Origin of the sequence: Helicobacter sp. 13S00482-2 (assembly GCF_002272795.1) — a bacterium.
GTDB lineage: Bacteria > Campylobacterota > Campylobacteria > Campylobacterales > Helicobacteraceae > Helicobacter_J.
On the sequence record NZ_MLAT01000001.1, the window covers coordinates 230425 to 243322 of the forward strand.

Sequence of the window (12898 nt, forward strand, 5' to 3'; positions counted from 1 at the left end):
CCTTATCAAGAAGCCATAGGTGAGGCATAATTTGGCTCACGATCTAGCTCTTTTGATGCAGTGATAGTCATCACAACGTTATAGATAAACATAATAAATCCTACCAAATACATCGTGCCTCCAATACTCCTTATCAAATAATAAGGATGCAATTCTTTCACAGTATCAATAAACTGATAGGTAAGATTACCATATTGATCAACATCTCTCCACATCATTCCTTGAGTAATACCAGCTATCCACATACTAGAGAAATAAAGCACGATACCAATAGTCATGATCCAAAACTGAATGTCCATAATTTTCTTAGAATAAAGTTCTCTTTTGTATATTCGAGGAAGCATATGATAACAAGCAGCAATAATAGTGAATCCAACCCAGCCCAAAACACCATCATGAACGTGTCCAATAATCCAATCAGTAAAGTGTGCCAAAGCATTGACTGATTTGATAGCCTGAATAGGACCTTCAAGGGTTGCTAACATATAAAATGTAGAAGCTAAAACTAAGAATTTAATCAGTGGAGATTCCTTGAGTTGATGCCACTGACCTCTCATTGTCAAAAGCATATTGATAGCCGTTCCCCAAGAGGGCAATATTAAAATAACAGAAAACACTGATCCAAGAGTTTGAACCCAGTCAGGGACAGTCGAATAGATAACGTGATGTCCACCTGCCCAAATATAAACAAACATCAAACTCCAAAATGAAAACAATGTCAGTTTATAAGAGAAAATCGGCTGACCAGACTCTTTGGGTAAAAAATAGTAGATAATACCAATGATGCCAGAAGTCAAAACAAATGCAACTGCATTGTGTCCCCACCACCACTGAATCATTGCATCATTACTACCTGCATACATTGATATAGAGTTCCAAATGCTTCCCACACCTGAAACAAAATAAGTAGGAATGGCAAGATTGTTGAATATATAGAGTACTGATATGGCCGTGAATGTAGCAATAAAATACCACAAAGAAATATAAATGGTTTTCTCTCTTCTCACACCCATACTTCCAAACATGCTCACTCCCCAAAGTACCCATACTACAACCACCAAAATATCTAAAGGCCAAATCAATTCAGCATATTCTTTAGATTGAGTTAGGCCTGCTAGAAGACTGATGACAGCCAGAATAAGCAACACAATATAAAGCCAAAAATGTAGATAGCCGATAAACTTCAAAAATGGGTGCTGATGATAGGTAATCTTCAAAACCCTCTGTCCTAAATAATACCAAGCTGCCCATATACCACTTAATGTGAAACCATAAATAACTCCATTAGTATGAAGAGGTCTTAATCTCCCAAAAATACCATACTCTCCAGCAATGTAATTCAAATCTGGAAATGCCAATTGAAATGCGAGCACAACACCAATCAACATACCTATGAACCCAAATGCCATTGTTGAGTATAAAAACAACTTGGCAATAGAGTAGTCATACTCTAAAGTAGCATCATTTTGCATCTATTCTCCTTTTTGCTTTGTTCTTTAAATGTTTAGAACCAACCCTTTAATTTTAGCCTTTTAAATTAATTTGTACCTTAAAAAACATGAAATAACAACAAAATATAAATGACTTATTGACAATGACTTGATAATCAGATAAATTTGTCTTTTAAGTGATGATTCATCTCATCAAAAGTCATATTTTTCTGGTGCATATATTCATAAATTTTTGATCTGATTCTCCTTGGAATAGCATTTTTCCGAGCAATATCTTTAAATTTTTTAGGGAGGATAAAATGAGGAATGTATATTTTTGAAACAAATAGATAATTTTCATTATTTTCCACAATATATTTAGTTGCAATCTCGCAAGAAAAACCTGTCCTTAAGATCTCTTTTCTTTGGTTAGAGGAAATAACATAGCCCATTTTCTTGATGATTTTATCAATCTCATCAATATCTTGATAAGGAGAACATTTTTGAAAATAAACTATATCACCAAAATATAATATCTCACGCTCTTTATAAAGCATTTTTCTCTCTTGGGTTAAGTACTCAAAAGATTTGGAAATCCCTTTGGAATATTTTTTTATCATCTTATTTGAATAAGTATAACGAAATTCATTTCGCTTGTATCTGCTATCTTCATTGGTAGAATCTTCATAAAACTTATATTTAGAACAATACTCATAAATCTCAGATTTTGTAATATTAATAAAAGGTCGTATTATCTTATAGCGTTCTCTTTGTTCAATCCCATCAAAACCCAAAATGGTATTCAATCCAGATCCTTTAGCTAACTGCATCAAAAACCACTCTAACTTATCATTGAGATGATGTGCTAAAATCAAATTATCATAATTATTTTTAACAATAATGTCTTCAAAAAAATCGAACCTTATTTTTCTTGCTTCGCATTCAAAATTAGATTCTATTCTTGGAGCTTTAAGCACAAAACACCTTTTGTGATATTTTCTACATAGATCTTGGGCATATTCACTCTCTTCATCAGAGGCTTCCCTAGTCCCATAATTCACAATACTCACATCAAATTCAATCCCCAACTCCAACAAAGAAAAAAACATCGACACAGAATCCACACCTGCAGAAAAGCCCAAAAGATTTTTATGATCTTGAAGCTCATCAAGAAAGCACAATTTCATAATTAAATTTTTCTCACCACTTTTCCAAACAAAAATCCATCTTTAAGCTCATTCACAAGCACCTCATAATAGCCTGATTTTAAGACCATATCATCTAATTCACTATCATTAATAAGTATCTCTCCATCAACTTCAGGAGGCCATCTGAAATCTCTAGCACTGTAGAAATATTCACTCACCTGACTTTTACCTTCTAAAATCACTTGATGATGTTTTTCTAGCATTTGATGTTTAATTTTCTTTTGTTGTGAGCTAATGATTTTATTGACAATGTTGATTCTTTTATTGATGATTTTAGTAGGGATTTTATCCTCCATATCATAAGCTAAGGTTCCATCCTCTGAAGAGAACGCAAAAATATTAAGCCTATCAAAAATAAAACTTTCTAAAAATTCGCACAATTCCTGAAATTCTTCCTCGCTTTCACCTGGATGGCCTATGATGATAGTGCTTCTAACAAAACTTCCTTCAATATTTCGCATTGCCTTTAATAATTCAATATGCCTTTGCTTGTTTGCTCCTCGTTTCATTCGCTTAAGCATCGTATCGCTAATGTGCTGGATAGGCATATCAAAATAATTTTGAAAGATTTTAGAATCCTTGATTGTATTGATAAGCTCCAAGCTTGTACTAGAAGGGTATAAATATAAAATCCGTGCACTCTTGGCTAGATTTTGAGTATCAATGGCTCTAATAAGATCTATCAATCCTTGATTATTATTTTTGTCCCTTAAATACGAACTAGAATCTTGTGCAATAAAGGTAAAATCACAATAACCTTGTGAGGTTAAGTTTTCAATCTCCTTTAAGATAGAATCAATACTTCGACTTTGCAACCTTCCTTTAAAACTAGGGATAGCACAAAAACTACAATTCTGATTGCACCCTTCAGATATTTTGATATAAGCGTGTATATTCGATCCTGTAATGACCCTAGCGTTAGATTCATCTGCTAGAAAAACTGCTGGGGTAATAGAGTTGGTTTTTGAATCTAGCATCTCATCAATTTTATCAAAATCCCCTACACCAGTAATGATATCAATCTCAGGAATGAGTTCTTTGAGTTCATTTTTATACCGCTGAGTCAAACAGCCACTAGCAAGTAATAACGCACCTTTTTTGCGCACAGAGGATGCTTGGAGAATCACCTGAATGCTTTCTTCTTTTGCAGACTGAATGAATCCACAAGTATTTACTATGATAACATCAGCAAGTTCAGGAGTATCCACCACCTCATAATCTTTCAATCTACCTAACATCACTTCAGAATCTACTAGGTTTTTAGTACATCCTAGCGAAATCAAATGCAACTTCTTACTCAAGATCGTTGCTCCAACATATCAACTTCCCAAAAAAAGTCAATCCATTCCAAAGAAGGATCTTTGACATAAAAATCTGCAAATATTTTAGCGTTGAGTTTTTGAAAAATAACTGCTGAATAAAAACTAACTTGTGGATTCCTAACTCTTAGCTTCTGTAAAATTTCTTCCAAACTCTTGCCACTATCAACGATTTCATCAACTACTAGAATCTTTTTGTGATCAGGTTTGATATCTGGCATATTTTCAATAATCAACGAACTCTGCACATTCTTATCACTATAAGAAAATGCACTAAGAGTGTATATAGAGCGTAGATTCCAAGCTAAGCAAAGCATATGACTCATCACCATTCCACCCCTAGCAATACAAACAATCGCATCAGGGACTCCGATATCTTCCTCAACCTTTCGTGCTAAAATTTTCAAATCCCCCAAAAATTCAGTATAAGAATAATACATTACCCCTCCTAAGCATAATAAGACTCTAAAAATGCAATATTCGCACATCCATTAAATTTTCTAACACCTAGCTTATCCAAAGCCAACTCAATGGCATTCACAACCCATAAAGCCTCATTTAAGGGTATGATTCCCATATGATTGATACGAAATATAGATGTCTTAAGGTGATCTTGGCCTCCAGCAACATTCACATCAAAATCGTTCTTCAATATCTTGGCAATCGCACTAGCATTGAGCTCATCAATAACCGTACTCATAGCTATAGCAGGTATCTTTGGGTAAATTTTTAATCCTATCGATTTCAGAGCATTTTGAGTGGCAAGGGCTCTTTTTTTGGTTTGTTCATAAATTTTTTCTATCCCACCCATGCTTTCAACGATCTCAAAGTACTTCACAAGCCCAATAATAATGGTAGTAGGAGCTGTCCAAGCAGTTGTGTTAGCAACTTGATTCTTAAGTTCTGTTTTAAGATTGAAATAAAAACCAATATCCCTAGCTTCTATCATTTCAATCGCTTTTTGACTCAGACCTATAATGCTCATACCTGGAGGAAGCATAAAGGCTTTTTGACTTCCTCCAATAAGCACATCAATATAACGAGTATCAATATCCTCTACTCCCATAGCTGTAATGCCATCAGCTATAACAAAAATCTCAGGATTAAAACTCTTGATGGCTTCAGATATTTCCTCTACAGGGTGACGCAAACCTCCTGCAGATTCACACACCTGAATGGCAACAGCATCAATGTTTTCATCTTTTTTTATAAGATCTAAGATTTCCTCCATTCTTGCAGGAGTATCCCAATTATGTTTTATTTCAACATTTGGAATATTGTAAGCTTTGGCAATCTTTCCAAATCGCTCACCAAACTTTCCACTATTAACACTCAAGAGCTTTTTAGTGCAAAATGTTCTGATGCAAGCTTCCATCGCCCCACTTCCAGAACTTGCCAACATCAAGACTTCAGGCATTTTTAATATCATCTTCAGTCCAAGCCTTGCTTTTGCAAAATACTCTTCAAATTCAGGAGTCCTATGATGGATAGTAGGCTTTGCCATCTCTGAGCGAATATCTTCTAAAACAGGCGTGGGACCTGGAGTAAAAAGCAACATTTTTTTCTCCCTAAAGATTCAAGGTTAGCGGACATTATACAATAAAGCCTTATAGAAATTTATTAATCAGTGAAACACTCTCTACCTTTAAATCGCCGTGTGCTATCTTTATTTAATTCTTCCTAAAAATGAGCACAAACTATCATTCTCGCACTTTATGTCTTTGAGAGTTATCAATGCAACCTTACATTAACGAAAGCAGCAAATTAAAATCTAGGATGAAATAGAAACAACCTCATCAAATCCCTTTTAAAATCTTTAGATTTTTTAGAATGGGTAGCTTTTTATGAAAAACCTTTGCAAATGATTCAATTTCTTTTATGTTATCCTCTTCACTTTCTATAAGCTGACCTTGTTTGATTATTGTTTGATTTTGAGATTTTAAAATTTCCCATACAAAATCAATATGCTCTTTTAATGTTTTTCTTCCTTCTATGATTGCCAACAAAAATAATTTCTCAAAGCGATTGATTTCAATTCCTTCCCCCAACAAAGCACTGCCAAGCACGGAAATATTATCTTCTGTTATCGCTCTTTGTAATATGTCAAAATTCAATCGGTGTGTTTTCTCCATAACAAGATCTACTTCTTGATCTGATTGAGCATAACGAAGAACTCTTTTAGTATCTAGCACAGTGATTACTTCTATAATCTGTGCCAAATTATCAAATTTGCCATTTCCACTTTTTATAATCTCTGCAATTGTCTTTGGTTTGTGATCAGCTAAAATATCCAAAAAAGATCCATAGAGTTCTTCTGATAAATTAAATCTCTTAGCAAACGTCCCGGCATGAACATCAATGCTAAGCTCTATGTTTTCTCTTGGTTCAATCAAAACAACCCTCAATTTAGATATAAGGTTCTTTTGTTCTGCTTGAGTTAATCTGCGAGCACCTTTTAGCCAATAATCTTTTCTGAACCGATTATTGTTCATCAAATCTCTTGTGTATTCTTGAAAATAAATATTATCAATGCTATCTAATAACTCTTTTTGATTATCATTATAAACCATATGTTGCCACATTGATTGAAAATGAGCTGGAAAAGCGAAGTTTATATTGGCTCTAGAAAGTTCTTTGTAGATCTGCAAAAAATCCATTATCTCCCAAGATTCATTCATAAACTCGTGTGCCAAATAAGATTTACTAAAATCTTTAATCTTTTCAACTTGAGATTTTAATGCTTCATTTTTTAAAATAAACGCTGCATCCACTTCAGAAAGCTTTTCAAAAAAATCTAAACCTGAATCTAACTTAGAAATGGTACTTTTAGATTTTGGTAACATAAAATCAGCGTAATTTTTCAAAACATTTCTAAAAGGAAGCAATTCAAGAAAACCTGGCAAAACATTGTAACTAATATAAACTCCTCCGCCAACTTTTAGCTTTTTATCAATAAAATCGCACAAATAACCTCTATTTTTTTCATCCACCCAACTGTATATCCCATGCAATCCAATAAAATCAAAATCAGGCAAGTCCTTTTGATGTAAAAAATCCAAAAAAGAATCCGCATATATTTTTGCACCATTCTCTGATATATCACTCAATTCACTCGCAAAATTTGCGTGAGATGGATTAAAATCAGTCCCCCACCATTTTACATTTGAAGTGCTTGAATGGATATTCATACTAAGTGCATTCCCATACCCCAATTCGCAAGCTGATGATATTTGGGGTGGTTTTATGCCACGCAATAAACAAAAAATCCTAAAGCTCAATGGAGAAAGCTCTCTATAATAGCCATAATTGTAATCAATATCAATGTTGTAACCATCTGTGTTCATTTTTTATCCTAATAATATTTTTTCAATTATAATATAAAAAATAAATTTCTAATAAAAAACTTTATCCATATTTTATACAAATCACCAGATATTCATAGAGCATGATTGGCTAAAACCATAGATGCGAATAAATTATTTTTTATTTATTGAACCAAAATAATCTATGACTTCTTGATACATCTCTTCTGCTTTGGTGATTGATTTTTCCAATGTATAGTTTGAAGCACTTTGAGCATAAATTTTCCCCATTTTTTCACGCTCGTTATGATTCTCTATCCAATAATCAATCTTATTAGCCAAATCCTTCCAGTCTCCAGCTTGGAATAAAGATCGCTCATCTAATGCAAATTGAGCGGTAGCTGAAACCCTACTATTAGAAATAATAGGCACAATACCACAAGAAATCGCTTCCAAACAAGCAATTGCCTCTCCTTCAACATCCGCAGAATGGACATAAATATCTGTCTTATGCAAAATTTTAAGCAGCTCACTTGGTTGCACAAAACCAAAATCTACCTGATTAGGCAAGATTTTAGCAAGTTGCCGAAGTTTTTTTTCAGTAGGACCCATTCCCTTCAGATGTAATTTTATTTTTGAAGCATATTGGCTATGTGCAATTGCCATTATGAGAAGATCTTGACGTTTTTCATTTGAATAACGTCCCACCATTGATATATGTACAAAACCATCACTTATGGGTTTTTCTATAGGCGGAGAATAAAGCTTATCAAATCCATTTGAAATAATAAATTTTTTAGCCTTATAGCCATTTTGACTGATCTCATTGGCTATAAGAGCAGAAGGGCAATGGATATGAAAAATATGGCGGTAAAACCTAAATTTAAATAACCAAAAAATAAATTTATTTAATATTTTCAATTTCTGAAGTTTCATATTATAAGTGATATGTTCGGGCTGCAAATGAAATGCTCCCATATAAGGAATCTTCATCCTTTTTGCAATTTTCATTGCAGAAATTTCAAGTTGAAATGGCAAAAATAAATGTATAACATCCGCACCCTTAAAAGCCTCCATCAGAACCTTTTCTACAGGCTTTCCAAAGATCATATGTTGTTTATGCGAAATTTCTGTGACAAAAGGTATATATCTTTCTGGAACTTGATAATTTCCCTCCCCATGAATATATGGAGCGACAACTCTAACTTGATGACCTCTTTCTTTTAAGGCATTTGCAAAACGGTAAGCTGTCATAGAAGTACCATTACTCTTGTCTGCAAAACTATCAACCACAAGTACGATAACCAAGCTAAACATCCTGATTTTGATCTTTAAGCCTTAGCTTGAATAATTTTTTATCAAAAATCACCACATAAAAAGCTCCATCAAAAATTTTAATATCAAGCAAAAAGCCTTCAACCCTTACTTCAGTTTTTTTAGATTCAGTTTGAATTGCATTTGCTCTAAAATTTATTTCGTGTCCTAGTTCAATGGGAGCAAAAAATTTGACTTCCGATCCAATGATAATGCTATTTTTTTGATTGATTGCACAAAGCGCAACATACGAAGCAGCATTGAAGATAAAACCATTATGAATCATGTTGTCATCTGAAATCATTGATTCTTTTGGAATAAAAATACTTTGAGCACTGTTTTTAGATAAAAAAGTCAAATCTCCACACAAGGAGGTATCAATTTTATTACAAACAACCCTATCTTGCGTTGCACTGATTGATTTTTGTTCGCTTTCAGTAGTCTGCTCATCCATTCTTTGTCCTTTTTAGGCTGAAATAAGCTCTTTTTGGAGCTGGATAGCCTTCTATTGTTTTAGAATAATCTTCTAGATCCAAAAATGACTCTAAACTCATCCCATCTATCCATTGGGTTTTTCGTTGCTCTAAGGGCGTGGTGTCTTTAATGGCAAGGATTTGCATTTCTGTAAAACCAGCCCTAAAACACCATCCTTCCAAAGCTTTGATAGAAGGAATGAAATACACATTGGGCATTTTAGCATAACTTATTTTTGGACAAAGTGCTATTTCCAAATCAGAATCAATCACAAGGGTATCCAAAATCAATTCTCCATTTTTTTTCAAACCTGCATAAAGAGACTTTAACGCATTGATTGGATCGCTCCTATGATACAAAACACCCAAACAAAAAATCACATCAAATTTCTTATCATACATCCTTAAATGTTCAATTCCCAAAAGTTCATAGCAAATATTTTGAGCAAGAAAAAAATTGATAAAATCAAACTGACACTTATATAATCCACTTGGATCAAATCCCACGATACTCGAGGGTTTTAGTTTTGCCATTTCGAACATATAATATCCATTGTTACAACCCACATCAGCAACATCTTTATCTTTGATATTAATATGAGGTGCAATCAGATTCCATTTTAAAAAGCTTTTCCATTCGCTATCAATAAACAAATCTCCTAAATAAAAAGGACCCTTTCTCCAGGGTTTAAGCTTTAAAGCGAGTTCTGTGAAAAAATCAAAGCTACTTTCTTCAATAGTATCATCAAAGTCAATCCTGATACCATCTTTACATTCATAACTACATCTCATATCTGGAAATTTTAAAGATAGCTCTTCAATAGAATTCACAAGCGGGGCAATACTCTTAGACTGAAGTAACTTTAAACCCTCTTTTCTTGCATTCTCAAGCATATAATTTGCTCAAAATAATGGCAAAACAGGATCTGAATAAGGCGTGGTAAGCAAATCTACCAAATTCGAGTTATCCATCCCAAATACAAGGGCAAAATTATAATTCTGATTTCTGAGCAGACAATCAAGATCGGATCTGTCTTGATAGATCTCATTTTGAGCTATCATATCAAAAACTTCTTCATAACCCTTGGGCAAAAGCAAGATTAATTTTCCCCATTTTGCGTACATCGCAATATATGTGGCATATTTTTTAAATTTTTCTATGTCCTCTTCAGTGATAACAACCCTATCTGTTTGTCCATAATGCACAAGCTTAGCACGAATATTAATAAAATTTGGTTGCATATAGGGAATAGAAGTGAAATTTCTCAAATCAAAAGCAATCTTATTGCTCCCAAATAAATCAATCACACTAGCAAGTTCGGGTAAAAATAAACTAGGAAGTCTTAAGTTGTATTGCGAAATCTTATAGCTAATTTTAACATCAAATAATGTCCTAACCAAGACATCAAAAGGGTATTCCTGAGGTACAACTGTTTGAATATACTCTAAAACAAGATCTAAAAGTTTATTGTCTTTGATCATTACCCTTGTAATATTTGGATTCTTAGCCATAAAGCTCAAAAATTCAGGTATATCTTTATCAAAGAATCCGACCGAATCATCAATATTTATCTGACGTGCAATTTCATATTCAATCTCAGAGGCAAAAAAAACTTCAATCTTCTCTCTTAAAAGCTTATATCGCACTAAACGAATCATCGCATCATGAATTGAAGAAACCTTTATCCAAGCAATTTCTCCATCGACCATTTGAACATACCTATCATATACGATTCCATAAGCACCTAAAGCTACTGCCCCATCAATTTCGTCAGGATTTTTTGCAACAAAAAGACAGCCTCTTTTAACTTCGCTAATTTGCGTAGCCACCCCATTAAAAGAACTAATAGATGGCGTGGATGCCAATTCTCCGTTGATAACCTCAACAGCCTCGTTCACTTTCACTCTAGCTTACCTTACTTCCATTTTTTTTGGCTTTTTCCACACGAAGAAGAGAAAGCCCCTCTTCATCTTTGCTAGCAAGTATCATTCCTTCACTGATTTCACCCATCATTTTAGCTGGTTTTAAATTTACCAAAACACACACTTGTGAACCTACAAGCTCTTCTGGAGTATAAGATTTTGAAATACCTGAAAGAATCTGGCGTGGCTTATTTTCTCCTAAATCTATTTGAAGTTTCAGTAATTTATCACTTTTTTGAATCTTACTCGCTTGCAAAATCGTACCTACACGAATATCAAGTTTTGAAAAATCATCAATGCTAATAGGTTTTTGTGTATCTTCTTGAGGTGGTTTCAAGAAATCAACTTCTGCCATTTTGAAATTTTCAACTTTTGGGAAAAGTGGTTCTATTTTTTTAATAACAAAATCCTCCAACAATTGATGATTTGAGACCAAATGCACAAAAGAATCTGAACTTATATTTACGTGCAAACAAGTAGCTATATCCTCTGCAGTACGGGGCATTATCGGATAAAGAAAAAGAGAACCTTTGGCCAAAATATTTGCAATAAGTCCCAAAAATCCTTGTGTTTGATCAATTTTATTCTCTTTCATCAAATTCCAAGGTTCATACTTGGCAATCAGGCCATTAGCAAGACTAAATAACTTCCAAAGCTCCTCAACATATCTGTTAATATGAATTTGCTCCATCAATAATGGAAGTTTTTCTAAAATTATCTGTATCTCATCAAGCTCTTTTTGATAGAACTTGGTAGTCATTTTGGAACTGATTTTTTTATCAAAGTATTTCTCGCTCATTCCCACAAGTCTATTTAAGAGATTTCCTAAATCATTACTCAAATCAGAATTGATTCTATCCACGAGTGCTTTTTGTGAAAAATCTCCATCTTGACCAAAAGGCACTTCACGCATTAAAAAATACCTCAACACATCAACACCATAAGCATCACTAACATCTTTTGGATGAATAACATTCCCAATACTTTTACTCATCTTAACTCCATCCCTTGTCCACCAACCATGCACATAGATATGCTTAGGCAATTCTAGCCCCAAACTCATCAAAAATGCGGGCCAATAAATAGCGTGAAATCTCAAAATATCTTTGCCCACAATATGAGTGGCATTTTTCCAAAAATCCATTCTCTCTTCTTGGCCACCATAGCCTAGAGCACTGACATAATTAAGCAGTGCATCTAACCATACATACATCACATGATGTCGATCATTAAAGTTTTCAGGCAAATCAATCCCCCATTTAAAGCCTGTACGAGTAATAGAAAGATCATTTAAGCCATTTTGAACAAATTTGATTACCTCATTTTTTTTATGCAATGGTAAAATACACTCAGGATTTAAGTCATACCACTCCAAAAGCTTATCTTGATATTTGCTCAAAGCGAAAAAATAGCTCTCCTCCTTGAGAAGACTTGTATCTTTCCCGCAATCAGGACATTTTCCATTGATGGTTTGCATCTGAGTAAAAAAACTTTCGCAACTCACACAATAATGTCCTTCGTATTCGCCCTTATAAATATCTCCTTTTTGATACATTCTCTCAAAAGCCTTTTGCACAGCAATTTTATGATTTTCATCAGTGGTTCGGATAAAATAATCATAATCAATTCCAAACATATCCCAAAGATTCTTGAATTTTTCACTGATTTCATCAGCATATTGCTTGGGGGTTTTTGACTTAGATTTTGCTGATTGTTCAATTTTTTGTCCGTGCTCATCTGTACCAGTAAGAAAAAATACATCATTTCCATTTAGCACTTGATATTTTTTCAGCATATCAGCAATAAAAGTAGTATAAGCGTGTCCGATATGGGGAACATCATTAACATAGTAAATAGGGGTGGAAATGAATGTTTTCATCTTTCTTCTTTCATTCAAAATTTTGACTTTATTATAACAAACTTATCACT

General features: G+C 33.7%; 11 protein-coding genes. All 11 read right to left on the bottom strand.

Going from position 1 to position 12898, the window contains the following annotated elements:
• Positions 1–5 precede the first annotated feature (5 nt).
• The 11 genes from ccoN to metG all read right to left on the bottom strand — a co-directional run bounded on the left by ccoN (position 6) and on the right by metG (position 12848).
• Positions 6–1472: a cytochrome-c oxidase, cbb3-type subunit I gene (gene ccoN / locus BKH42_RS01060; RefSeq protein ID WP_095293886.1), complete on the bottom strand. Its 1467-nt coding sequence runs from the start codon at positions 1470–1472 to the stop codon at positions 6–8.
• A gap of 134 nt (positions 1473–1606) precedes the next feature.
• Positions 1607–2617 carry a tRNA lysidine(34) synthetase TilS gene (gene tilS, locus BKH42_RS01065; protein ID WP_095293888.1) on the bottom strand — a complete coding sequence of 337 codons (1011 nt, stop codon included), beginning with the start codon at positions 2615–2617 and terminating at the stop codon, positions 1607–1609.
• A 2-nt stretch (positions 2618–2619) separates the two neighbouring features.
• Positions 2620–3939, bottom strand: coding sequence for a 30S ribosomal protein S12 methylthiotransferase RimO (rimO, locus tag BKH42_RS01070; RefSeq protein ID WP_257874213.1), 1320 nt, complete (start codon positions 3937–3939; stop codon positions 2620–2622).
• Positions 3936–4397 (bottom strand): phosphoribosyltransferase family protein, encoded by a 462-nt coding sequence (locus tag BKH42_RS01075; protein WP_095293892.1) that lies wholly within the window; start codon positions 4395–4397, stop codon positions 3936–3938. Before BKH42_RS01075 ends, rimO begins: the two co-directional genes overlap by 4 nt.
• 8 nt (positions 4398–4405) lie before the next feature.
• Complete coding sequence (locus BKH42_RS01080; RefSeq protein WP_095293894.1) at positions 4406–5515, bottom strand: alanine--glyoxylate aminotransferase family protein; 1110 nt, start codon at positions 5513–5515, stop codon at positions 4406–4408.
• Between the two features lie 238 nt (positions 5516–5753).
• Positions 5754–7301 carry a methyltransferase regulatory domain-containing protein gene (locus BKH42_RS01085; protein ID WP_095293896.1) on the bottom strand — a complete coding sequence of 516 codons (1548 nt, stop codon included), beginning with the start codon at positions 7299–7301 and terminating at the stop codon, positions 5754–5756.
• A 132-nt stretch (positions 7302–7433) separates the two neighbouring features.
• Positions 7434–8567 carry a glycosyltransferase gene (locus BKH42_RS01090; RefSeq protein WP_095294007.1) on the bottom strand — a complete coding sequence of 378 codons (1134 nt, stop codon included), beginning with the start codon at positions 8565–8567 and terminating at the stop codon, positions 7434–7436.
• A 1-nt stretch (position 8568) separates the two neighbouring features.
• The gene (locus BKH42_RS01095; protein ID WP_095293898.1) at positions 8569–9027 is read right to left on the bottom strand and encodes a thioesterase; all 459 of its coding nucleotides are present in this window, start codon (positions 9025–9027) and stop codon (positions 8569–8571) included.
• The gene (gene cmoB, locus BKH42_RS01100) at positions 9020–9940 is read right to left on the bottom strand and encodes a tRNA 5-methoxyuridine(34)/uridine 5-oxyacetic acid(34) synthase CmoB (protein ID WP_095293900.1); all 921 of its coding nucleotides are present in this window, start codon (positions 9938–9940) and stop codon (positions 9020–9022) included. Before cmoB ends, BKH42_RS01095 begins: the two co-directional genes overlap by 8 nt.
• Positions 9941–9949: 9 nt before the next feature.
• Positions 9950–10951, bottom strand: coding sequence for a hypothetical protein (locus tag BKH42_RS01105; RefSeq protein WP_095293902.1), 1002 nt, complete (start codon positions 10949–10951; stop codon positions 9950–9952).
• Between the two features lies 1 nt (position 10952).
• On the bottom strand, positions 10953–12848 hold the full coding sequence (gene metG, locus BKH42_RS01110) for a methionine--tRNA ligase (protein WP_095293904.1): 1896 nt from the start codon (positions 12846–12848) through the stop codon (positions 10953–10955).
• Positions 12849–12898: the final 50 nt, after the last annotated feature.